The sequence below is a fragment of the Pseudaquabacterium inlustre genome (assembly GCF_038066595.1).
Taxonomy (GTDB): domain Bacteria; phylum Pseudomonadota; class Gammaproteobacteria; order Burkholderiales; family Burkholderiaceae_C; genus Pseudaquabacterium; species Pseudaquabacterium inlustre.
On sequence record NZ_JBBUTH010000010.1, the window covers coordinates 193,431 to 215,071 of the forward strand.

Below are 21,641 nucleotides of genomic sequence, written 5' to 3' on the forward strand. Positions count from 1 at the left end.
ACCCGAAAGACACGATGAGCACGACCTCTGCCAAGACCTTCCCGAACATCACCGGCCTGGAAACCCTGGTCTTCGTCCCCGATGACCTGGCGGCCTGCCGCGAGTACCTGATCGACTACGGCCTGGAGCCCGCGGCCACCGACGCCAACCGCCTGGAGGCGCAAGACGGCACCGGCGTGGAGCTGCGTGCGGCCGGCACGCCCGGCCTGCCCGCCGCGCCGTCACCCACCTGCCAGCTGCGCAAGACCGTGATGGGCGTGGCCAGCGCGGCCGATCTGGCCGCCATCACCGCCGAGCTGTCGCGTGACCGCGAGGTGCGCCAGCTGCCCGACGGATCGATCGAGTCGGTGGACGATGCCGGCTTCGCCATCGGCTTCCAGATCAGCCGCCGCAAGCCCATCATCGGTCTGGGCGAGCTGAGCAATGCGCCGGGATCGCCGATCCAGCGCGCCGCCAACCAGCTGGGCGTGCAGGCCGGTCGCGGCCGCATCCAGCCGCGCGCGCTGTCGCACATCGTCTACTTCGTGAATGACGTGGCCAAGGCCGAGGCCTTCTACGCCCAGCGCCTGGGCTTCCGATGCACCGACCGCTTCACCGGCGTGGGTCCCTTCCTGCAGCCGGCCGGCACGCTGGACCACCACACGCACTTCCTGATCGGTGTGCCGCCGATGGTGCCGCAGGGCGTGGAGCACTTCACCTTCCACTTCGGCGGCCCCACCGAGGTGATGCAGAACGGCCACCGCTTCATCGAGGCCGGCTACAAGGGCTTCTGGGGCCCCGGCCGCCACCTGTTCGGCTCCAACTGGTTCTGGTACTTCAACAGCCCCTTCGGCTGCCATGTGGAGATGGACGCCGACATGGACCTGCACGACGCCGCCTGGCAGCCGCGCGAGGTGCCGATCTCGGCCGACCAGTCGCAAGCCTTCCTGCTGCGCTTCCGCAACAAGTGGATGCCCGGCCCGGGTAGCTCGCACGACGGCGACTACGCATAAGCACGGCCTCTCACAGAACACGATCGAAGGAGACTCCATGACTGCCATCCGCAATGCGCTCGTGATCGGCGGCGGCTTCTCGGGCATGGCGGCGGCCATCCGCATGCGCCGCGCCGGCATCGCCGTCGAATTGCTCGAGATCGATCCGCAGTGGTGCCCGCTGGGCGCCGGCATCACCATCAACGGGCCCACGCTGCGCGCGCTGCAGACACTGGGCCTGTTCGAAGCCTTCGCGCAGCACGGCTTCACCTCGGTGGGCGTGGACATGTACACGCAGCAGGGCCACCCCATCGGCCGCATCGAGACCCCGCCGCCGGTGGGCACGCAGCTGCCCGGGGGCGGCGGCATCATGCGTCCGGTGCTGGCGCGGCTGATGGCCGATGCCGTGCGCGCCGCTGGGGCCACCGTGCGCCTGGGCTACGGCTGGCAGGACATCACGCCGGTGGGCGACGCGATGCAGGTCACGTTCGCCAACGGCGACGTGGCGCAATACGACCTGGTGGTGGGCGCCGACGGCGTGCACTCGGCGCTGCGCACGCGCTTCATGCCCGAGGTGCCGGCACCGCAGTACATCGGCCAGGGCGTGTGGCGTGCCGTGGCGCCGCGCCCGGCCGGGCTGGAGCGGCCGGCCATGTGGCTGGGCCCGCACATCAAGTGCGGCGTCAACCCGGTGTCGGCCACGCACATGTACGTCTTCATCACCGAAGACCGGCCCACCAAGGAGCACATCGACCCCGCCACCTGGCCGGCCGTGGTGCAGGGCCTGCTGCAGCCGTTCAGCGCGCCGATCCTGCAGGCGCTGATCCCCGGCATGACGGCGCCCGAGGCCGCCATCGACTACCGCCCGCTGGCCAACCTGCTGGTGCCCGCGCCGTGGAACCGCGGCCGCCTGCTGCTGATCGGCGACACCGTGGCCGCCACCACGCCGCACCTGGCCTCGGGCGCCGGCATCGGCATCGAGAGCGGCATCGTGCTGGGCGAGGAACTGGAGCGCCACAGCGACCTGCAGGCCGCGCTCGACGCCTTCCACGCCCGCCGTTTTGAGCGCTGCGCCATGGTGGTGAAGAACTCCGAGCGCCTGTGCCTGATCGAGATCCAGGGCGGCGACAAGGCCGAGCACGGCAGGATCATGCGTGAATCGCTGGGCGCGCTGGCGCAGCCCATCTGAGGGCGGAGCACATGGCCAACCTCCCGCAAGGTACGCGTCCCAAGCGCCCGGCCAGGCGCTTCGTCGACCTGTCGATCTACCTCGAAAACGACGTGCTCAGTGACCCGCCGCCCTTGGCGCCCAAGATCACCTACCAGAAGCACGCCGACACGCTGCCCGAGTTCATGGCGCTGCTGCCCGGCACGCGGCCCGAGGACTACCCCGACGGCGAGGCGGCCGCCGCCGAGTGGGTGACGCTGACCACGCACAACGGCACGCACCTGGATGCGCCCTGGCACTTCCACTCCACGCAGGACGCCAAGAACGGCGGCGCGCGCCCCAGCATCACCATCGACCAGGTGCCGCTGGAGTGGTGCTTCCAATCCGGCGTGAAGCTCGACTTCCGCCACCTGCCCGACGGCCATGTGGTGACGGCCGCGCAGGTGGCCGTCGAGCTCGACCGCATCGGCCATGCACTGCAGCCGCTGGACATCGTGGTGGTGAACACCCGCGCCGGCAGCCGCTACGGCCACCCCGACTACCTGGGCGCTGGCTGCGGCATGGGCTACGAGGCCACCATGTACCTGCTGGAGCGCGGCGTGCGCCTGACCGGCACCGACGCCTGGAGCTGGGACGCGCCGTTCTCGTACACCGCCCAGAAGGTGGCCGAGACCGGCAACAAGGCCCTGATCTGGGAAGGCCACAAGGCCGGCCGCGACATCGGCTACTGCCACCTCGAGAAGCTGCACAACCTGGAGGCCCTGCCGGCCACGGGCTTCACCATCAGCTGCTTTCCGCACAAGATCCGCGGCGCTTCGGCCGGCTGGACGCGGGCCGTGGCGATCTTCGAGGACTGATCGCTTGAGTCTTCCATCCATCCACCGCGTGGTCACCGGCCATGACGCCGAAGGCCGCGCCATCGTCAGCAGCGATGGCCCACTGCCTACCGTCGTCGGGTTGCAGGCCATCCCCGGCACCGTGTTCCACGAAGTGTGGGCCACCCACGGCACGCCCGCCCCGGTGGACAACGGCGCCGATCCCACGCTGGGGCCGCTGAGCCTGCCGCCGCCGCGCAGCGGCACGCGCATCCGCTTCGTCGACATCCCGCCCGACACGGCCGACTTCCTGGCCCATGGCGCAGCGCGCATGCAGGGCGCCTTTGCGCAGATCGGCGATGCCGCGGCGTCCACCGTGAAGGCCGACTCCCCGCACCCGCTGATGCACCGCACCGAGTCCATCGATTACGGTGTCGTGATCGACGGCGAGATGACCCTGGTGCTGGACGAAGGCGAGGTGCTGCTGCGCCCCGGCAGCGTGGTGGTGCAGCGCGGCACCAACCATGCCTGGGCCAACCGCTCGGGCCGCGTGTGCCGCATGCTCTTCGTGCTGGTGGATGGCGCCTACGAACCCACCATCGCCACGGCGCTGGCGGCGCGGGCATGAACACGATCGCCGCCGCGTCGTTGTTCGATCTGAGCGGCCGCACGGCCCTGGTCACTGGCGCTGGTCAAGGCCTGGGGCTGGCCATCGCCCAGGCGCTGGCGGCCCACGGTGCGCACGTGCTGGTGTCCGACCGGGATGCCGCCAGCTGCGAGCTGGCGGTGGCCGCACTGCGCGCGCAGGGCCGGGTGGCCGACGCCTGCCCGGCCGATCTGGCCCAGCCGGCACAGATCGACGCGCTGTGCCAGGCGGCGGGCGCCGTGGATGTGCTGGTCTGCAATGCCGGCATCCAGGGCCCGGCCGGGCCGCTGGCGCAGGCCAGCGATGCCGCTTGGCAGCAGGTGTTCGACATCAACCTGCGCGCCGCCGCGCGCCTGACCAGCGGCCTGCTGCCCGGTATGGCGCAGCGGGGCGGCGGTAGCGCCGTGCTGATGTCCAGCATTGCCGGCTTGCGTGGCAACCGCGCCATCGGCCTGTACGGCCTGTCCAAGGCGGCGCTGGCGCAGCTGGCGCGCAACCTGGCGGTGGAATGGGGGCCGCAGGGCATCCGCGTGAACGCCGTGTCACCCGGCCTGATCCGCACGCCGCTGGCCGGGCACCTGATGGCCGACGAGGCCTTCATGGCGCGCCGCCTGCAGGCCACGCCACTGCGCCGCGTGGGCGAGCCGCACGAAATCGCCGGCGTGGTGGTGATGCTGGCCAGCGCGGCCGGCGCCTTCATCACCGGCCACAACCTGGTGGTGGATGGCGGCACCACCATTTCCGATGGCAGTTGAACCCTGAAAGACCGATCGCATGAAGTTCGCCACCCTGGCCGATGACTCGCTGGACGGCCGCCTGGTCGTCGTCTCGCGCGATGCGCAGCGCGCCGTGGCCGTGCCGCACGTCGCCCCCAGTCTGCTGGATGCGCTGCAGCGCTGGGACGCCGTGCAGGTGCCGCTGCAGGCCGCGTATGACGCGCTGAACGCCGGCACGCTGTCCGAGGCCTTCGCCTTCGACCCCAACGCCTGCGCCGCGCCGCTGCCGCGCAGCCCGCAGTGGCTGGACGGCTCGGCCTTCCTGAACCATGGCCGGCTGATGGACCAGGCCTTCGGCATGCCGCCGATCCCCGATTTCGACACCATCCCGGTGATGTACCAGGGCGCCAGCGACGACTTCCTCGGCCCCACGCAGGACGTGCCGCTGCCCAGCGAGGCCGACGGCATCGACTTCGAGGGCGAGTTCGGCGTGGTGGTGGGCCCGGTGCCCATGGCTGCCACGCCCGCCCAGGCGCTGGCCTGCGTGCGCCTGCTGGTGCAGATCAACGACTGGAGCCTGCGCACACTGGGCCCGCGCGAGATGCGCGCCGGCTTCGGCTTTCTGCAGGCCAAGCCGTCCACCGCCTTTGCGCCACTGGCCGTCACGCCCGACGAACTGGGCGACGCCTGGCGCGACGGCCGCCTGCACCTGCGCCTGCAGGTGCAGTGGAACGGCCAGCGCTTTGGCGAGCCGCATGGCGGCGAGATGAACTTCGGTTTTGGTGAACTGCTGGCCCATGCCGCACGCACGCGGCGCCTCACGGCCGGCTGCATCGTCGGCTCGGGCACGGTGTCCAACGTGTCGCGCGCGGCCGGCTCGGCCTGCATCGCCGAGCGCCGCGTGATCGAGAAGATCGATCAGGGCGAGATACGCACCGGCTTCATGCGCTTTGGCGACCGCGTGCGCATGCAGGCCAGCTTCGACGACGGGCGGCCGGGGCCGTTCGGGGTCATTGATCAGCAGGTGATCGCGGCGCGGTGAGGGCGGCGGCGCGGCGCATCTGCAGGATGGCGTCGCAAGCGGCCGCCACACCCTGGCTGGCGGCGGCCTGGCGTGCCAACTCGGCACACCGGGTGCGCCAGGTGGGGTCGCGATCCGGCATGCGCAACAGCCGGGCCAGTGCGGCCGGCGCATGGCGCCCGGTCGGCAAGGTGCGCGCCACGCCCAGCGCCTGGGCGCGCCCTGCGTTGTCGAACTGGTCGAAGCCCATCGGCCGTATCAGCTGTGGCACGCCCGCCTGCAGCGCCTGGGCCGTGGTGCCAATGCCGCCGTGGTGCACGACGGTGGCCACACGCGGCAGCAGCCGGCGCAACGGCAGGTAGCGGAAGTGCGCCATGCCCGCCGGCAGCGTGTCGGGCAGCTGCCGTGCATCCTGGGTCAGCAGCAGGGCGCGCTGGCGGTTCAGACGGCAGGCCTCGATGGCCGACGCGAAGAGGGCATGAGACGAGGCATTGGCCGTGCCGCCGGTCACCAGCACCGGCGCGCTGCCCGCGGCCAGGAAGGCGGCCGCGTCATCGGGCAGCGGCACGTCGGCCTCCGGTGTGTCGAGCGGAAAGCCGGTCAGCTGCAAGGCGACCGGCCAGTCGGGCTGCCGCGGCGCGAACCAGTCGGGGAACAGGCCCAGCACGCAGTCGGCCTGGTGCATCCAGGCGTCGAAGCAGCGCTGCACCGGGGCCAGACCCAGGCGGGCACGCAAGGCGTTGAAGGGCGTGGTGAACAAGGGATCCAGCAGGCGCCGGTCCATCAGACCGAAGGCCCAGCGCTTGAGCCAGCGTGGTGCGCCGGCCAGGTGCCCCAGGGGGCCCAGGCTGGGGGCCCGATGCGCCGAGCGCAGCCATGAAGGCGCCAGGTGCAGCACGGCGCCGGGCGTGCCATGTGTCTCGGACAGCAGGCGCGCCGACCAGGCCAGCGATGTGCCCACCACCAGCGTGCGACCTGCCTCATGCGCCTGGCACAGCAGCGGGTAGCCCTGTGTGGCGCTGCGCAGCACGCCCTGGGCCAGCAGGGCCAGGCCCTTGCGCGCGTCGGTGGCGTCGGGGTTGCTCAGGGCGTCGGCCATGTCGGCGGCGCGGCCGGTGGCAGTGAAGGGCAGGCCGGCCGCCCGGGCCAGAGGCTCGAAGGCCGCGTTGGCGAACAGCTGTGGGGCATGGCCGCGGCGCTGCAATGCCTGGCCCAGCGCGACAGCGGGCAGCACGTCGCCGTGGCTGCCCACGGCACAGAGCAGGATCTTCATGATGTGAACGGCGTAAACTTCGGCCACTCTAGAGGCCAATGTTCACAGTGTCAACATCCGAGCGCAATGCGTACCACCACGGCGACCTGAAGGCGGCCCTGCTGCGCGCGGCCATGGCGTCGCTGGAGCAGGGCGGTGCAGCCGCCGTGAGCCTGCGCGAGGCGGCGCGCCAGGCGGGCGTGTCGCCGACGGCGGCCTACCGCCACTTCGCCGACAAGGACGCGATGCTGGCCGCGCTGGCGGCCCAGGGTTTCGACGCCTTCACCGACGCCATGCAGGCGGCGGCCGAGGCCGTGCAGCGGGCGGCCGGTGCGGCGGGCGAGCCGTTCGCGGAGATGGGCGTGGCCTATGTGCGCTTTGCGGTGGCCCACCCGGGCATGTTCCGTCTGATGTTCGGCCCGGCGGTGGCCGACCGCAGCCGCAGCCCCGAACTGGTGGCATCACTGGCCCGGTCGACCCGCCTGTTCGAGCAGGGCATGGCCGCGCGCACCGACATCACCGGCGATCCGCGTGTGGAAGCCGTGCGCGCCTGGGCCCTGGTGCACGGCCTGGCGATGCTGGTGCTGGACGGCATGCTGCCCGGCCTGGATGCCGAAGGCCTGGCGCGGGCCGTGCTGGGCAGTCCTGCGCCAGGCACGGGCGGCGCGGAGCCCCAGGCAGCCGCCCAGCCGGCGCGCCGGGCGCGCGCGGGTGCTCGGCGCGCGTGAGGCAGCAACCGCGGCGACTGGCGTGGCGGGCAGGCGCCGACCTTGGTCCGGGCCAAACTTCGCGATCAGTTTGCTCGGGTCGTACTGCAGGCCGGGGACCAGCTGGCCGCCGTTGCGACCCGAGCAGGTGATCGAGGGCCTGCTGGAGCGCAACATCGGCATCGCCAAGTACTTCAGCGACATCGTCATCAAGTCGCCGTTCGTGAAGACGCACTGCGAGGTGGAGAAGCTGTTCGCGCAGCGGCGCGATTGAGCCTGCGGGCGCGATCAGGCGGACCGGGGCCGCGGTCTGGCGACGCGGCCGCCGCTGGGCAACGCGCCTGGAACTGAGGTGCCGTCCCGGTCCCGCGGGCCCCGGCGGGTGCCTCGCGGGGCCGAGAGCCCCTGTCCCTGCAGAACCGGCAGCGCGCGCAGCCGCTCGGCGGCGAACTGGACGAAGCTCCGCACCTTGGCCGTTGCGGCGCGGCCGGCGGGGTACACCAGGTGCACCGGCACCGGAGGTGGCTCGTGCGTGGCCAGCAGCACCATCAGCCGGCCGTCGCGCACCTCGTCGCTCACCTGGTAAGCCAGCGCGCGCGCCACGCCCTGGCCGGCCACCGCGGCAGCCACCTTGGTGGCGTTGTCGTTGACGATCAGCCGCTCGTCGGGCTGCACCGGCGCGCGCTCGCCGGCAAAGGTCCAGCCCGCTCGCCCCTGGCCCTCGATGGTCAGCCCCACGGCGCGGTGCTGGCGCAGATCGGCCGGGGTGCGCGGCATGCCCTGCCGCTTGAGATAGGCGGGCGAGGCCACCAGCACGTTGCGCATGTGGCCCACGGGCACGGCCGTCAGGCCCGAGTCGGGCAGGGCCGCGATGCGCAAGGCCACGTCGAAGCCCTCTTCGATCAGGTGCACCAGCCGGTTGGTGAAGAAGGCGCGCGCCTGCACCTGAGGGTGCCCGTCCAGAAACTCGAACAGCAGCGGCGCCACATGGCGCTGGCCGAAGAGCTGCGGTGCCGTCACCGACAGCAGGCCTTGCGCATGCAGGCGCTGGCCGGTGACGGCGGCTTCGGCGGCATCCAGCTCGGCCAGCACGCGGCGCGTGTCAGCCAGGAACTGCTCGCCCGCCTCGGTCAACCGCAGGCTGCGCGTGGTGCGCAGCAGCAGCGAGGTGCCCAGCCGCCGCTCCAGCGCGGCGATGGCCCGCGTGGCGGTCGGCGCCGAGATGTCGCGCTGCCGCGCCGCGCCCGCCAGGCTGCCGGCATCGGCCACGGCCACGAAGGTTCGCAGGGTCTGCAAGTGGTCCACGGGGTTGTCCGCATTGTTTCGTCCGGTGCAATTCTGAACTGATCCAGCGGCGTATTCCGTCCGATTGACGCAATGCCTAAGCTCCGGGCTCCTCCACGTCTGACCAGGATCCACCCATGACCCATCCCACCTCGTCCATCCGGCTGCATGGCTTCCCGATCTCGGGTCACTGCCACCGCGTGCAGCTGATGCTGTCGCTGCTGGGCCTGCCGTTCGACAGCGTGACGGTGGACCTGCCGGCCGGGGCGCACAAGCAGCCGGCATTTCTGGCTCGCAACGTCTTCGGCCAGGTGCCGGTGCTGGAAGACGGCGGGCTGACGCTGGCCGACAGCAATGCCATCCTGGTGTACCTGGCTTTGACCTATGACGCCAGCCGCCGCTGGCTGCCCGCTTCGCCAGCCGTGCAGGCCGAAGTGCAGCGCTGGCTGAGCGTGGCCGCTGGGCCGCTGGCCTACGGGCCGGCCGCTGCCCGCGTGGCCGTGCTGTTCGGGCGGCCCGACAACCCGGCCGCGCGCACGGCGGCCGTCCAGCTGTTCACGACGATGGAGCAGCACCTGGAAGGCCGCGACTGGCTGGCCACCGACCACCCCACGCTGGCCGACGTGGCGATCTACAGCTACACCGCCCATGCCCCCGAAGGGGCGGTGTCGCTCGCGCCTTATCCGCGCCTGCGCGGCTGGCTGGCACGTGTGCAGGCGCTGCCCGGCTTCGTCGGCATGGTGGCCTCGCCGGTGCCGCCGGCGCTGGCCTGAACGGCGTGGAGGACGAGGCCATGACATCGCCCGCCTTCCACGCCGGTGAACTGGCATTGCAGCAACGGCTGGGTGTGCGCGACCGCATGGCGGCCGTGGGTCAGGCCATGATCCGCAGCCACATGCCCGGGCAGCACCGCGAGCTGTTCCACAAGCTGCCCACGTTGTGGCTGGGCACCCTCGACGCCCAGGGCCGACCCTGGGCCACGGTGCTGACCGGCATGCCGGGCTTCATGCACTCACCCGACGACAGCACGCTGGACGTGATGGCCAGCCCCGATGCGCAAGACCCCGCCGCCGCCGGCCTGACCCCTGGCGCTCCTGTCGGCCTGCTGGGCCTGGAGCCGCACACGCGGCGGCGCAACCGCATGAACGGCGAGCTGCTCAGCGCCGGCGCGCAGGGCTTCACGGTGCGGGTGCGGCAAAGCTTCGGCAACTGCCCGAAGTACATCCAGGCGCGCCAGCCGCAGCCGATGCCAGACCGTGCACCGGGTCGAGCCCATGCCGAAGGCCCTGTGCTCGGTGCCCAGGCCCTGGCACTGGTGCAGGCCAGTGACACCTGCTTCATCGCCAGCAGCAGTGCTGCCACACCGCGGCACGACGGCACGCCGGGCGCCGGCGTGGATCTGTCGCACCGCGGCGGCCGGCCGGGCTTCGTGCAGGTCAGCCGCACGCCGGCGGGCCACCAGCTCACGCTGCCCGACTACGCCGGCAATGCCATGTTCAACACGCTGGGCAACCTGCTGCTGTGGCCCTGGGCCGGCCTGCTGTTCGTCGACTGGACCAGCGGCGACCTGCTGCAGCTGTCAGCCACCGCCAGCCTGGTGCAGGAGGGGCCGGCGCTGGCGGCCCACCCCGGCGCGCAACGGCTGCTGGTGCTGCAGGTGGCGGGCGGCCTTTGGCGCCCCGCGGCCGTGCCCCTGGCCTGGTCGGCCGCGCAGATGGCGCCGCAGTTCCAGGGCGGTTGAGCGCGTCGTCAAACGCCGACAACGCGGCCGAATGGCCGCATCACCCGGTCGCCCCCTTCACCGCGGTGCCGCGTCCCTGACCAGGCCGCCAGCCGGTACGCTGGCCAGGCTTTGTGCCGGCCGGCGCAGCGTGGCGTCGAAGGGGTTCAGGCGCGGTGACAGCGCCTGGGCCTCGCGCTGCAGCAGCGCCACCACCGTGGGCAGGCGCTCGGCATTCAGACGGTCGCTCAGCGTGCCCACGCTCAACGCGGCCACGGCGCGGCCTTCACGGTCCAGCACCGGCACGGCCACGCCGGCCATGCCTTCGAGCAGGCCGGTGTTGCGGCCGGCGTAGCCGAGCGCGCGCACGCGCTCGATCTCGGTGCGCAGGTAGACCTCGTCGTACACGCCGTATTCGCGCACCCGCGCCAGGTTGAAACGGATGACCTCCTCGCGCTCGGCCTCGGGCAGAAAGGCCAGGATGGCCAGCGCGCCCTGGCCCACGCCCAGCGCAATGCGCCCGCCCACATCGCCGGTGAAACTGCGGATCGGGAACGGGCCTTCGGCGCGGTCCAGGCACACGGCGTCGAAGCCGCTGCGCGCCAGCAGGAAGATGGTGTCGCCCAGGCTGCCGCACAGGCGCAGCAGGGCAGGGCGGGCCAGCGTGCGCAGATCGCCCGGATTGCCGGCCTGCGCGGCCAGCGCGAAGAAGTCCAGGCTCAGGCGGTAGCGCTTGCTGCGCTCGTCCTGCTCGACCAGGCCCTCGGCCACCAGCTGCGCCAGCTGACGGTGCGTGGTGGCCTGGGTCAGGCCCACGGCGCGCGCCAGTTCGGTGACGCGCCCGCCCTCGGCCTGCACCGCGCCCAGCGCGCGGATCACGGCGAACACGCGCGCCACGCCGCCGGTCAAGCTGCCACCTTCAGCGCCCGTGTCGTCCATGCCATCACCTCGTGGAATGCGATCGCCCGACTCTACGGCAAAGATTCGATTGAATGGAATAAATCGAAGAAAGATTCGATTTAATGGAATACCTGAGGCAATCTGGCGCGGCCGTTGCAATAGAGTGATTCGACGACGGGTGGATGGATCCAGGGTGCGCGATCCTGGTGCGCCGGTCGGAACCGGGGTTTGCGATGGCGTTTCTCACGCTGACCGATGTGACGAAGTTCTACGGCGCCACCTGCGCCGTGCAGGACATGAACTTGGCCATCGAGCAAGGCGAGTTCGTGTCGCTGCTGGGCCCCTCGGGCTGCGGCAAGACCACCACATTGCAGATGGTGGCTGGCTTCGAGGCCGTCACCCGCGGGCAGATCACGCTGGCCGGGCGCGATATCACGCACGCCAAGGCCAGCACGCGCGGGCTGGGCATCGTGTTCCAGAGCTATGCGCTGTTCCCGCACATGACCGTGGCGGCCAATGTCGGCTTCGGCCTGGAGATGCGCCGCGTGCCGGCGGCCGATCGGGCGCAGCGTGTCCAGCAGGCGCTGGCACTGGTGCACCTGAAGGCCCTGGCCGATCGCTACCCGCGCGAGCTGTCGGGCGGTCAACGCCAGCGCGTGGCCCTGGCGCGCGCGCTGGTGATCGAGCCGCCGGTGCTGCTGCTGGACGAGCCGCTCAGCAACCTCGACGCGCAGCTGCGCGAGGAGATGCAGTTCGAGCTGCGCCGCATCCAGCGCACGCTGGGCACCACCACGCTGATGGTCACGCACGACCAGGACGAGGCGTTGTCGATCAGTGACCGCGTGGTGGTGATGCGCGCCGGCCGCACCGAGCAGATCGGCCACCCGCACGCGGTGTACGAGACGCCGCAGTCGCGCTTCATCGCCGGCTTCGTCGGCAAGGCCAACCTGCTGGAGGGCCAGTTGCTGCGTCCCGAGAAGCTGCAGCTGCTGCCGGCTGGCAGCGGCCGCCTGGCTGGCACGGTCAAGGAGCGCTACTTCCTGGGCAGCCAGTGGCTGTATGCGCTGGACACGCCGGCCGGCACGCTGATGGCCCTGGCAGCCAACGACAGCCGCGAGGCGCTGGCCGAGGGCCAGGCCTGCGGCATTGACTGGCCGGACAGCGCCCTGCGATCGCTGCCCTTGCCGGCGGCCGATGGCGCCCAGGCGCAGGGCGCGCACTGACATGGGGGCGTCCACGTTCACTGCGCCGGCGTCGGTGATGTCGCGTGCGGCCCCGTGGCTGCTGACCGGCCCGGCCCTGCTGTTGTTCTGCGTGCTGCTGCTGGTGCCGATGGCGCTCACCGCGGTGCTGTCCTTCAACCAGTTCGACGTGGCCACCGGCGTGAAGGCGGGCCAGTTCACGCTGGCGCACTACCTGCAGGTGGCGCAGGACGACTACTACCGCGGCATCTTCTGGCGCACCTTCTGGATCTCGGGCCTGGTGGCACTGATCTGCGCGGTGGTGGGCACGGCCGAGGCCATCGTGCTCAGCCGCATGGCCCAGCCCTGGCGCTCCATCCTGCTGCTGGTGGTGCTGGCGCCGCTGCTGGTCAGCGTGGTGGTGCGGGCTTTCGGCTGGAGCATGCTGCTGGGCCCCGAGGGCCTGGTGAACACGGCACTGCAGGCGCTGGGCCTGGGCCGGGTGCGGTTGCTGTACACCGAGTGGGCGGTGGTCATCGCGCTGGTGCACGTGATGCTGCCCTTCATGGTGATCCCGGTGTGGACCTCGCTGCAGAAGCTCGACCCGCAGGTCGAGAACGCGGCGCTGTCGCTGCAGGCCTCGCCCTTCACGGTGCTGCGCCGCATCGTGCTGCCGCAGGTGCTGCCGGGGGTGCTGTCGGGCGGGCTGATCGTGTTCGGCCAGTCGGCCAGCAGCTTCGCCATTCCCGGCCTGCTGGGCGGGCGGCGCCTGAAGATGGTGGCCACCATCGTCTACGACGAGTACCTGCACGAGCTGAACTGGCCCCTGGGCGCCGCGGTGGCGCTGGTGCTGCTGGTGGCCAACCTGCTGGTGCTGGTGAGCCTGAACCGGTGGGTCGAACGCCGCACGCGGCGCACGCTGGGCTGATGCGCATGGCCGTTCAACACGCACGCCGCAACGGGCCGCTGGCCCTGGCCTTCAATGCCGTGGTCATCGCCTTCATGCTCGCGCCGCTGCTGGTGGTGTGCGCGGTGGCCTTCACACCCGAGAACACGCTGAGCCTGCCCACCACGCGCTGGAGCCTGCGCTGGTTCGAGGCCGTGTTCGCCCACCCCGACTTCGTGCAGAGCTTCTGGAACAGCCTGTGGCTGGCGCTGGCCTCGGCCACGCTGGCCACCGCGGTGGCGGTGCCGGCCGGGCTGGCGCTGGCGCGCCACCGCTTCCCGGGGCGTGATGCGCTGAACGGCCTGTTCCTGTCGCCGCTGGTGGTGCCGCACCTGGTGCTGGGCGTGGCCCTGCTGCGCCTGTTCGGCCTGGTGGGCGGCACTGGCAGTTTTGGCTGGCTGGTGCTGGCGCATGCGCTGGTCATCGCGCCCTATGTGCTGCGCCTGGTGCTGGCGGCGCTGGTGGGCTTCGACCGCAGCGTGGAGCAGGCGGCCGAGGCGCTGGGCGCCGGGCCGATGACGGTGTTTTGCCGCATCACGCTGCCGATGATCCTGCCCGGCGTGTCGGGCGGCTGGCTGCTGGCCTTCATCAACAGCTTCGACGAGGTGACGATGAGCATCTTCGTCACCGCGCCCAGCACCGTGACGCTGCCGGTGCGCATGTACATGTACGCCACCGAATCCATCGACCCGATGATGGCCGCGGTGTCGGCGCTGATGGTGGCCGTCACCGCGCTGGCCATGGTGGTGCTGGACCGCCTGGTAGGCCTGGACCGTGTGCTGGTGGGCAAGGCATGAGCCAAGGACCGAGCCACACCCCCCATCCCACCGGCCTGCTGCACCGCGTGGCCGAGACGGGCCGCGCCACGGTGCTGCTGCGCATCGACGGCCAGCCGGTGCAGGCCCTGGCCGGCGACACCGTGCTCACTGCCGTGCTGGTGCAGCGGCAGCGCCTGCGCCGGCACGAGCGCGACGCCGCGCCGCGTGCCGGCTTCTGCCTGATGGGCGCCTGCCAGGACTGCTGGGTGCAGCTGGCCGATGGCCGGCGCCTGCGCGCCTGCGCCACCCCGGTGACGGACGGCATGGACGTGCGCACCGATGGAGGCTGGGCATGAAGCCGGTCGTCGTGGTGGGCGCCGGCCCGGCCGGTGTGCGCGCGGCCCAGACCCTGGTGGCCCACGGCCTGCGGCCGGTGCTGGTGGACGAGGCGGCCCGGGGCGGCGGCCAGATCTACCGGCAGCCGCCCGAGGGCTTCCGGCGACCGGCCGAGCAGCTCTACGGTTTCGAGGCCGGTCGCGCCCGCGCGCTGCATGCCGCCTGGGCCGCGCTGCTGCCCCAGGTCGACCACCACCCCGACACCCTGGTGTGGCATGCCCTGCCGCCCGATCAGGGCGGCACGCTCGACCTGCTGCACGGGCCGAGCGCCACCGCCACCACGCTGGCCTATGGGCAGGTGCTGCTGGCCACCGGCGCCACCGACCGGGTGCTGCCGGTGCCGGGCTGGACCCTGCCGGGCGTGTTCAGCCTGGGGGGCGCGCAGGTGGCGCTGAAGGCCCAGGCCTGTGCCATCGGCCAGCGTGTGGTGTTCATCGGCACCGGGCCGCTGCTGTACCTGGTGGCCTGGCAGTACCTGAAGGCCGGCGTGCAGGTGGCCGCGGTGCTGGACAGCGCGCGCCTGGCGGACCAGATCGGTGCCCTGCCGCGGCTGGCTGCGCAACCCGCCGTGCTGGCCAAGGGCGCCTGGTTCGTGGCGCAATTGTCGGCGGCCGGCGTGCCGGTGCACCGCGGCGCCCGCGTGCTGCGGCTGTTGGGCGAGGGCGACGCCACCGCGCAAGCCTTGCGCGCCGTTCACTGGACCGACGGCCGCACCGAGCACACCACGCCCTGCGATGGCGCCGCACTGGGCCACGGCCTGCGCAGCGAGACCCAGCTGGCCGACCTGCTGGGCTGTGCCTTCGCCTGGCAGCCGCTGCACCGCGCCTGGCTGCCCGAACGCGATGCTGCCGGCCGCAGCCGCCAGCCCGGCATCTACCTGGCGGGCGACGGCGCCGGCATCCTGGGCGCCGATGCGGCCGAATGGGCCGGCGAGCGCGCCGCACTGGCGCTGCTGGCCGACCGCGGCATGGCGGTGGATGCCGACCGCGCCCGCTGGCTGGAAGAGCGCCTGGCCCGTGCCACCCGCTTCCGCCAGGGCCTGGAGCAGGCCTTCCCCTTCCCCGACGACTGGGCCGCGCACACGCCCGACGACACCGTGGTGTGTCGCTGCGAGGCGCTGACCGCCGGCGAACTGCGCCAGGCCGTGCGCGACACCGGCGCCGACGAGCTGAACCGCCTGAAGGCCCTGTGCCGCGTGGGCATGGGCCGTTGCCAGGGTCGCATGTGCGGCCCCGCCGCGGCCGAAGTGCTGGCCCAGGCCACCGGCCGGCCGGTGCAGGCCGTGGGTCGGCTGCGTGCCCAGGCGCCGATCAAGCCGGTGCCGGTGGCGATGCAGGCCGCACCGCATGCGACCGACGCCGTGGAGGACCGGCCATGACGACGCACCGCACCGACGTGGTGATCATCGGTGGCGGCATCGTCGGCGCCTCGGCCGCGCTGGCGCTGCGCGGTCGGGGCCGCGCCGTGGTGCTGCTGGAACGCGACCTGTGCGGATCACGCTCCAGCGGCGTGAACTACGGCGGCGTGCGGCGCCAGGGCCGGCTGCCCATCCAGCTGCCGCTGGCCCAGCGCGCCCACGGCATCTGGGCCCGGCTGCCACAACTGCTGGGCATCGACGGCGAGTACCGCCGCAGCGGCCATTTCAAGATCGCCCGCAGCGCCCCCGACATGGCCGCGCTGGAAGCCTATGCCGAGCTGAGCCGCGACTTCGACCTGGGCCTGCAGCTGCTCAGCGCCGCCCAGGTGCGCGCGCGCTGCGACTGGCTGGGCGGCGTGGCCGTGGGCGGCTCGCTGTGCCCGGAAGATGGCCAGGCCAACCCGCGCCTGGTGTCGCCGGCCTTCGCGCGGGCCGCGGCCCGCGCCGGCGCCACGGTGCTGGAACGCCATGCGGTGCAGCGCGTCGACCACGATGGCCAGAACTTCCTGGTCACGGCGGGTGAGGGCGGGGCGCTGACCGTGCAGGCCCCGGTGCTGCTGAACACCGCCGGCGCCTGGGCCGGGGCCCTGGCCGCGCAGTTCGGCGAGCCGGTGCCGATGCACAGCGGCCACCCGGCGATGGCCGTCACCGAGCCGCTGCCGGCCTTCCTGCCCTGGAGCCTGGGCGTGGAGGGCGGTGGCATCTATGCCCGGCAGGCCGCCACCGGCCAGGTGGTGATGGGTGGTGGTCAGGGGCTGCCGCTGGATGACCGCCGCACGCGCGTCGACGCCCCCACGCTGACCCAGCTGCTGCACCAGGCCACCGCCCTGCTGCCGCCGCTGCGCCATGCGCAGATATTGCGCACCTGGAGCGGCACGGAAGGCTACCTGCCCGACCGCCAGCCGGTGCTGGGCCCCAGCGCCACCACGCCCGGCCTGTTCCACGGCTTCGGCTTTGCCGGCGCCGGCTTCCAGATCGGCCCGGCCGCCGGCGAGGTGCTGGCCGAGCTGGTGCACCAGGGCCGCAGCACCACCCCGATCGACGCCTTCTCGATCACCCGCTTCGCGCCCGTCGCCAGCACCTGTCCCACCCCCGCCCCCCCCTGAGGAGACCGCCCATGACCCGTCGAACCCTTCTGCCGGCCCTGGCCACCGCGGTGGCTGCGGCCGCGCTGCTCGGCACCGCCGCCGCGCCGGCCGGCGCCCAGACCAAGACGCTCTACATCGGCATGAACGGCGGCACGATGGAGAAGGCGTACACGCAGTACGTGTTCCCGGCCTTCGAGAAGCTGCACAACGTGAAGGTGGTGGTGGTGCCCGGCACCAGCAGCGACATCCTGGCCAAGGCGCAGGCCAACAAGGACCGGCCGCAGATGCACGTGATGTTCCTGGACGATGGCGTGATGATGCGCGCCATCGGCATGGGCCTGTGCCAGAAGCAGAAGCCCAGCGAGGCGCTGAAGTCGCTGTACCCGGCCGCCCGCTTCAAGGACGACATGGCCAGCGGCGTCAGCCTGGGCATGACCGGCCTGGCCTACAACAAGAAGATGTACGACGAGAAGAAGTGGGCGCCGCCCACCTCGTGGATGGACCTGGCCGACCCCAAGCTCAAGGGCAAGGTGGTGTTCCAGAGCCTGTCGTCGTCCACCTTCGGGCTGCACGGCTTCCTGATGTTCAACCGCATCCAGGGTGGCAACGACCAGAACGTCGAGCCTGGCTTCAAGGCCTGGGCCAGCAAGATCGGCCCCAACGTGCTGGAGTACATCCCCAGCTCGGCCAAGATCAGCGAGATGGTGCAGACCGGCGAGGCCGCGCTGTTCCCGCTCACGCCCACCGGCGTGGCGGCGCTCAAGGCCAAGGGCATTCCGGTGGAATACGCGCAGCCCAAGGAAGGCTCGGTGGTGCTGGTGGTGGGCCAGTGCCTGATCGCCAACAACAGCGAACCCGAGCTGGCGCAAAAGCTCACCGAGTTCCTGCTCAGCCCGCAGGCCCAGGCCAACGTGCTGCAGTTCGGCGCGCAGATCCCCACCAACCCCAAGGCGCCGGTGGTGGGCGACGGCGTGGCCCAGGTGGCCGCCATCAACCAGTGGATGAAGAACGCCGTCACGGTCGACTGGGACAGCATCAATGCCAACCGCCCAACGTGGAACGCGCGCTGGAACAAGACGGTGGAGCGCTGAGCGCCGCCGCCATCCGCGAACCCAGGCCCGCGTGGCGGGCCCAGCCGCTGCCGCATTGCACGTAGAGTCGCCGGCATCCACCCCTGCACGATGAACCCATGAATCCCCGATCTGCCATTCCCTTGCGCTCGCCGCTCACGCCGTGTGTGGCGGCCCTGTGCGCCCTGATGCTGGGCGCCTGCGCCACGCCCACGGTGCCCGGCGGCACCGGTGGTACCGGCAACCCCACGGCGGCGACCCCCGTGGCCGCTGCGTCGCCGGCGGTGCCGGCCGCCACCCGGCCCGCGGCGGCGCCGCCTGCCGACGAGGCGCTGCGCGCGCGCGCACAGGCCGAACTGCCCGCGTACCTGGAGACGCTGAAGACGCTGGTGGGCATCGAATCGGGCAGCCGCGACCTCGAGGGCCTGGCCCGCCTGGCCGACCACACGGCCGGCCGGCTGCGCAGCGCCGGCATGCAGGTGCAACTGCTGCCGGCCAAGGCGCCCGAGTTCCACCCGCAGCTCAAGGGCGCCACCCTGGGCTCGATGGTCTACGCCACGCGTGCGGGCACCGGCCAGAAGAAGGTGCTTCTGATCGCGCACATGGACACGGTCTACCAGAAGGGCATGGGCGCCAAACAGCCGTTCCGCATCGATGGCGACCGGGCCTACGGCCTGGGCATCGCGGACGACAAGCAGGGTGTCGCCCTGATCCTGCACGTGGTCGACCTGCTGGCCCGCGCCGGTTTCAATGATTACGCCCAGCTGGGCGTGCTGATCAACGGCGACGAGGAGATCGGCTCGCCCGGCTCGGGCGCGGCCATCACCCAGCTGGGCAGCGAGTACGACGTGGTGCTGTCCTTCGAGGGCGGTGGCAGCGCCAACAGCCCCAACAGCGACATGGTGCGCCTGGCCACCAGCAGCATCGCCATCGTGGAGATGAAGGTCACGGGCAAGGCCAGCCATGCCGGCGCCACGCCGCACCTGGGCCGCAACGCGCTGTACGAGCTGTCACACCAGGTGCTGAAGAGCCGCAACTTCGGCGATCCGGACAAGGGCCTGCAGATCCACTGGACCGTGGCCCAGGCCGGCGGTTCGCGCAACGTCATCCCGGCCGAGGCCTCGGCCATCGCCGACGTGCGCTCGCTGACCAACGAAGACCTGGACCAGATGGAGGCCGCGCTGAAGCAGTCGATCCAGGACAAGCTGATCCCCGACACCAAGATCGACCTCAGCTTCTACCGCAGCCGCCCGGCCTTCGTGGCCAATGCCGCGTCGCGCGCGCTGGCGCAGCACGCCACCCGCGTGGCCGCCGAGATCGGCCTGCCACTGGCCATCCGCGACCGTGCCACGGGCGGTGGCACCGATGCCGCTTTTGCCGGCCTGCGTCCCAAGGGCGGCGTACTCGAGAGCTTCGGCCTGCGCGGCTTCGGCGCCCATTCCAACGACGACGAGTACGTGCTGGTGTCGAACGTGGTGCCGCGCCTGTACCTGGCCACGCGCATGGTGATGGACAGCGGCCGCGGCCTGGTGCGCTGGTAGGGCGGCGCTGCCGCTGCGGCGCGCACGGCGCGCTGCTCGGCGGCCTGGCGCCGGCCGGCCGACCGGTGAAGTGCCATCGATGAATCGCCAAGAATTATCGATTGGACTGGCGGCATCGCGCTGCTGATACTCCGTGACGACAGAGGCCGCTGTGAGCGGCCCGGCACCGAACGGAGACACGGATTGCGCGCCACCCGCGAGCCTGGCCAGGCCTGGCTGTCCTGCGACAGCCACATGCACATCTACGACGGACGCTATCCCGCCGTGGCCGGTGCGCGGCTCACGCCACGCGATGCCCTGGTGCCTGCGTACCGCCAGCTGCAGGCCCGCCTGGGCCTCAAGCGCTGCGTGGTGGTCACGCCCTCCACCTACGGCACCGACAACCGCTGCACTGTCGACGCCGTGCGCGCCTTGGACGCGGCGGGCACGCAGGCACGGGGCATCGCCGTGGTGCACGCCGGCGTGGATGACGCCACGCTGCGCCAGCTGCACCAGGACGGCATCCGCGGTGTGCGCTTCAACCAGACGCTGGGCGGTCTGTCGCTGGACGACCTGGAGCCGCTGGCCGCACGCATCGCGCCGCTGGGCTGGCATGTGGAACTGCTGCTGCCGGCCGATCTGTGGCCCGCCGTCGGCCGCCGCCTGCAGGTGCTGCCGGTGCCGGTGGTGCTGGACCACTTCGGCCGCCTGCCCTACCCGATGCACCGGCACGCCGGCCAGCGCGAGATCCTGCGCCTGCTGGAGAAGGGGCGCACCTGGGTCAAGCTGTCGGGCGCCTACCTGCAGACCGGTGTGACCCGCACCGATTGGGAAAGCGACGCCGCTGCCATGGCCGCTGACCTGGTGCGCACGGCCCCGCAACGCCTGGTGTGGGGCAGCAACTGGCCACACCCCACCTCGCATGCCGGCCTGCACCAGGCGCCCGACGACGCCGACCTGCTGACCCTGCTGCACGCCTGGGCGGGCGACGACGCCACCGTCCGCCGCATCCTGGTCGACAACCCGGCCCAGCTGTACGACTTCGCCTGACCGGCCGCTCCCTCCTACCGAGACAAGCCCATGAACCCTCGCTCCCGCCTCCGCCTGATCCTGTCGCTGGCCTCCCTGGCTGCCGCCGGCCTGCCGCTGTCCGCTGCGGCGCAAGAGCCCTGGGCCGGGCGCAACATCAGCTACGTGGTGCCCTACCCGCCGGGCGGAACCACCGACATCCTGGGCCGCACCATCGCCCAGCGCCTGGGCGAGGCGCTGAAGACCACGGTCATCGTGGACAACAAGGCCGGCGCCACCGGCACCATCGGGGGCGCCTTCGTGGCGCGCGCCGCCCCCGATGGCCTCACGCTGCTGGGCACCTCGATCGGCCCGCAGGCCATCGTGCCGCACCTGATGAAGCTGCCCTACGACCCGGCCAAGGCCTATGAACCGGTGGCGCTGATCGGCACCGTGCCGCACCTGCTGGTGGTGAACCCCGCAGCGCCGTGGGCCAACGTGGCGCAGCTGGTGGCGGCCGCCCGCGACAAGCCCGGCGCCATCAGCTTTGCCTCGGGCGGCAACGGCACCATCCTGCAGATGCAGGGCGAGCTGCTGCGCCTGCAGACACGCACCACCCTGACGCATGTGCCGTACAAGGGCGACGCACCGGCGCTGCAGGATGTGATCGGCGGCCAGGCCGGCTTCGTCTTCGCGCCCATCGCCGCGGCGCTGCCGCACGTGCAATCGGGCAAGCTCAAGGCGCTGGCTGTCACCTCGGCCGCGCGCCTGCCCGGCTTGCCCAGCGTGCCCACCATGGTGGAGCAAGGCTACAAGGACTTCGTCGTCGAGCAGTGGCAGGCCGTCTACCTGCCCGCCAAGACCCCGGCCCCGGTGGTGCAGCGCCTGCACCAGGAGATCAGCCGCATCCTGAAGGACAAGGACGTGGTGGCCCAGTTCGAGAAGCTGGGCATCACCGTGGTGGACGGCACGCCGGCCCAGCTGGCGCAGCGCCAGGCCGCCGACTCGCAGCGCTGGGGAACGGTGATTCGCGACGCCGGCATCAAGCTGGACTGAT

General features: G+C 71.9%; 22 protein-coding genes and 1 pseudogene. 20 read left to right on the forward strand and 3 right to left on the reverse strand.

Translation table 11 applies throughout. The features are described from left to right. Positions 1-14: 14 nt before the first annotated feature. From AACH10_RS21220 to AACH10_RS21245, 6 genes are read left to right on the forward strand one after another with little or no spacing between them, the layout of a single operon-like run. Positions 15-992, forward strand: a complete 978-nt coding sequence (locus tag AACH10_RS21220; RefSeq protein ID WP_341412511.1) for a VOC family protein — start codon at positions 15-17, stop codon at positions 990-992. Positions 993-1,029: 37 nt separating this feature from the next. Further along, positions 1,030-2,160 carry an FAD-dependent oxidoreductase gene (locus tag AACH10_RS21225; protein WP_341412512.1) on the forward strand — a complete coding sequence of 377 codons (1,131 nt, stop codon included), beginning with the start codon at positions 1,030-1,032 and terminating at the stop codon, positions 2,158-2,160. Positions 2,161-2,171: 11 nt separating this feature from the next. After that, positions 2,172-2,996 (forward strand): cyclase family protein, encoded by an 825-nt coding sequence (locus AACH10_RS21230; RefSeq protein ID WP_341412513.1) that lies wholly within the window; start codon positions 2,172-2,174, stop codon positions 2,994-2,996. A gap of 4 nt (positions 2,997-3,000) precedes the next feature. Continuing rightward, a complete protein-coding gene (locus AACH10_RS21235; RefSeq protein WP_341412514.1) occupies positions 3,001-3,582 on the forward strand; it encodes a cupin domain-containing protein in 582 nt (193 codons plus the stop codon). After that, on the forward strand, positions 3,579-4,355 hold the full coding sequence (locus tag AACH10_RS21240; protein ID WP_341412515.1) for an SDR family NAD(P)-dependent oxidoreductase: 777 nt from the start codon (positions 3,579-3,581) through the stop codon (positions 4,353-4,355). The genes AACH10_RS21235 and AACH10_RS21240 overlap by 4 nt, the downstream gene beginning before the upstream one ends. Before the next feature lie 19 nt (positions 4,356-4,374). Beyond that, positions 4,375-5,358, forward strand: coding sequence for a fumarylacetoacetate hydrolase family protein (locus AACH10_RS21245; RefSeq protein ID WP_341412516.1), 984 nt, complete (start codon positions 4,375-4,377; stop codon positions 5,356-5,358). Here AACH10_RS21245 and AACH10_RS21250 read toward each other — a convergent pair. Continuing rightward, the gene (locus tag AACH10_RS21250; protein WP_341412517.1) at positions 5,327-6,610 is read right to left on the reverse strand and encodes a glycosyltransferase; all 1,284 of its coding nucleotides are present in this window, start codon (positions 6,608-6,610) and stop codon (positions 5,327-5,329) included. The two genes, AACH10_RS21245 and AACH10_RS21250, sit on opposite strands and share 32 nt — an antisense overlap. A gap of 47 nt (positions 6,611-6,657) precedes the next feature. Between AACH10_RS21250 and AACH10_RS21255 the strand changes: the two genes are divergently transcribed. After that, the gene (locus tag AACH10_RS21255; protein ID WP_341412518.1) at positions 6,658-7,317 is read left to right on the forward strand and encodes a TetR/AcrR family transcriptional regulator; all 660 of its coding nucleotides are present in this window, start codon (positions 6,658-6,660) and stop codon (positions 7,315-7,317) included. Positions 7,318-7,438: 121 nt separating this feature from the next. Then, positions 7,439-7,570 (forward strand): annotated as a pseudogene (locus AACH10_RS21260) (Lrp/AsnC family transcriptional regulator); the annotation flags it as partial. Positions 7,571-7,584: 14 nt separating this feature from the next. Here the strand turns inward: AACH10_RS21260 and AACH10_RS21265 are convergent. Beyond that, positions 7,585-8,601, reverse strand: coding sequence for a LysR family transcriptional regulator (locus AACH10_RS21265; protein ID WP_341412519.1), 1,017 nt, complete (start codon positions 8,599-8,601; stop codon positions 7,585-7,587). Positions 8,602-8,717: 116 nt separating this feature from the next. Between AACH10_RS21265 and AACH10_RS21270 the strand changes: the two genes are divergently transcribed. Next, positions 8,718-9,353, forward strand: a complete 636-nt coding sequence (locus AACH10_RS21270) for a glutathione S-transferase family protein (RefSeq protein ID WP_341412520.1) — start codon at positions 8,718-8,720, stop codon at positions 9,351-9,353. Between the two features lie 20 nt (positions 9,354-9,373). Continuing rightward, positions 9,374-10,321 (forward strand): pyridoxamine 5'-phosphate oxidase family protein, encoded by a 948-nt coding sequence (locus tag AACH10_RS21275; protein ID WP_341412521.1) that lies wholly within the window; start codon positions 9,374-9,376, stop codon positions 10,319-10,321. A gap of 57 nt (positions 10,322-10,378) precedes the next feature. Here AACH10_RS21275 and AACH10_RS21280 read toward each other — a convergent pair whose 3' ends face one another. After that, a complete protein-coding gene (locus AACH10_RS21280) occupies positions 10,379-11,239 on the reverse strand; it encodes an IclR family transcriptional regulator (RefSeq protein ID WP_341412522.1) in 861 nt (286 codons plus the stop codon). A gap of 194 nt (positions 11,240-11,433) precedes the next feature. Here AACH10_RS21280 and AACH10_RS21285 point away from each other — a divergent pair, with 194 nt between their 5' ends. From AACH10_RS21285 to AACH10_RS21330, 10 genes are all read left to right on the forward strand, one after another. After that, positions 11,434-12,423 carry an ABC transporter ATP-binding protein gene (locus AACH10_RS21285; RefSeq protein WP_341412523.1) on the forward strand — a complete coding sequence of 330 codons (990 nt, stop codon included), beginning with the start codon at positions 11,434-11,436 and terminating at the stop codon, positions 12,421-12,423. A 37-nt stretch (positions 12,424-12,460) separates the two neighbouring features. Continuing rightward, positions 12,461-13,309: an ABC transporter permease gene (locus tag AACH10_RS21290; RefSeq protein ID WP_341412524.1), complete on the forward strand. Its 849-nt coding sequence runs from the start codon at positions 12,461-12,463 to the stop codon at positions 13,307-13,309. A gap of 5 nt (positions 13,310-13,314) precedes the next feature. Then, complete coding sequence (locus AACH10_RS21295; protein ID WP_341412525.1) at positions 13,315-14,124, forward strand: ABC transporter permease; 810 nt, start codon at positions 13,315-13,317, stop codon at positions 14,122-14,124. Continuing rightward, on the forward strand, positions 14,121-14,441 hold the full coding sequence (locus AACH10_RS21300) for a (2Fe-2S)-binding protein (protein ID WP_341412526.1): 321 nt from the start codon (positions 14,121-14,123) through the stop codon (positions 14,439-14,441). The genes AACH10_RS21295 and AACH10_RS21300 overlap by 4 nt, the downstream gene beginning before the upstream one ends. Next, positions 14,438-15,859, forward strand: coding sequence for an FAD/NAD(P)-dependent oxidoreductase (locus AACH10_RS21305; RefSeq protein ID WP_341412527.1), 1,422 nt, complete (start codon positions 14,438-14,440; stop codon positions 15,857-15,859). The genes AACH10_RS21300 and AACH10_RS21305 overlap by 4 nt, the downstream gene beginning before the upstream one ends. Further along, positions 15,856-17,004, forward strand: a complete 1,149-nt coding sequence (locus tag AACH10_RS21310) for an NAD(P)/FAD-dependent oxidoreductase (protein WP_341412528.1) — start codon at positions 15,856-15,858, stop codon at positions 17,002-17,004. The genes AACH10_RS21305 and AACH10_RS21310 overlap by 4 nt, the downstream gene beginning before the upstream one ends. Positions 17,005-17,015: 11 nt before the next feature. Then, positions 17,016-18,077: an ABC transporter substrate-binding protein gene (locus AACH10_RS21315; RefSeq protein ID WP_341412529.1), complete on the forward strand. Its 1,062-nt coding sequence runs from the start codon at positions 17,016-17,018 to the stop codon at positions 18,075-18,077. Positions 18,078-18,175: 98 nt separating this feature from the next. Then, a complete protein-coding gene (locus AACH10_RS21320) occupies positions 18,176-19,597 on the forward strand; it encodes a glutamate carboxypeptidase (protein WP_341412530.1) in 1,422 nt (473 codons plus the stop codon). 183 nt (positions 19,598-19,780) lie between these two features. After that, positions 19,781-20,626, forward strand: coding sequence for an amidohydrolase family protein (locus AACH10_RS21325; RefSeq protein ID WP_341412531.1), 846 nt, complete (start codon positions 19,781-19,783; stop codon positions 20,624-20,626). Between the two features lie 30 nt (positions 20,627-20,656). Then, the gene (locus tag AACH10_RS21330; protein ID WP_341412532.1) at positions 20,657-21,640 is read left to right on the forward strand and encodes a Bug family tripartite tricarboxylate transporter substrate binding protein; all 984 of its coding nucleotides are present in this window, start codon (positions 20,657-20,659) and stop codon (positions 21,638-21,640) included. Position 21,641: the final 1 nt, after the last annotated feature.

Coding starts and splice junctions, on each gene's coding strand:
- AACH10_RS21240 (WP_341412515.1), top strand. CDS start 3,579: ATGAACACGATCGCCGCCGCGTCGTTGTTCGATCTGAGCGGCCGCACG.
- AACH10_RS21275 (WP_341412521.1), top strand. CDS start 9,374: ATGACATCGCCCGCCTTCCACGCCGGTGAACTGGCATTGCAGCAACGG.
- AACH10_RS21285 (WP_341412523.1), top strand. CDS start 11,434: ATGGCGTTTCTCACGCTGACCGATGTGACGAAGTTCTACGGCGCCACC.
- AACH10_RS21320 (WP_341412530.1), top strand. CDS start 18,176: ATGAATCCCCGATCTGCCATTCCCTTGCGCTCGCCGCTCACGCCGTGT.
- AACH10_RS21330 (WP_341412532.1), top strand. CDS start 20,657: ATGAACCCTCGCTCCCGCCTCCGCCTGATCCTGTCGCTGGCCTCCCTG.
- AACH10_RS21245 (WP_341412516.1), top strand. CDS start 4,375: ATGAAGTTCGCCACCCTGGCCGATGACTCGCTGGACGGCCGCCTGGTC.
- AACH10_RS21270 (WP_341412520.1), top strand. CDS start 8,718: ATGACCCATCCCACCTCGTCCATCCGGCTGCATGGCTTCCCGATCTCG.
- AACH10_RS21225 (WP_341412512.1), top strand. CDS start 1,030: ATGACTGCCATCCGCAATGCGCTCGTGATCGGCGGCGGCTTCTCGGGC.
- AACH10_RS21295 (WP_341412525.1), top strand. CDS start 13,315: ATGGCCGTTCAACACGCACGCCGCAACGGGCCGCTGGCCCTGGCCTTC.
- AACH10_RS21220 (WP_341412511.1), top strand. CDS start 15: ATGAGCACGACCTCTGCCAAGACCTTCCCGAACATCACCGGCCTGGAA.
- AACH10_RS21280 (WP_341412522.1), bottom strand. CDS start 11,239: ATGGACGACACGGGCGCTGAAGGTGGCAGCTTGACCGGCGGCGTGGCG.
- AACH10_RS21310 (WP_341412528.1), top strand. CDS start 15,856: ATGACGACGCACCGCACCGACGTGGTGATCATCGGTGGCGGCATCGTC.
- AACH10_RS21300 (WP_341412526.1), top strand. CDS start 14,121: ATGAGCCAAGGACCGAGCCACACCCCCCATCCCACCGGCCTGCTGCAC.
- AACH10_RS21305 (WP_341412527.1), top strand. CDS start 14,438: ATGAAGCCGGTCGTCGTGGTGGGCGCCGGCCCGGCCGGTGTGCGCGCG.
- AACH10_RS21230 (WP_341412513.1), top strand. CDS start 2,172: ATGGCCAACCTCCCGCAAGGTACGCGTCCCAAGCGCCCGGCCAGGCGC.
- AACH10_RS21290 (WP_341412524.1), top strand. CDS start 12,461: ATGTCGCGTGCGGCCCCGTGGCTGCTGACCGGCCCGGCCCTGCTGTTG.
- AACH10_RS21315 (WP_341412529.1), top strand. CDS start 17,016: ATGACCCGTCGAACCCTTCTGCCGGCCCTGGCCACCGCGGTGGCTGCG.
- AACH10_RS21250 (WP_341412517.1), bottom strand. CDS start 6,610: ATGAAGATCCTGCTCTGTGCCGTGGGCAGCCACGGCGACGTGCTGCCC.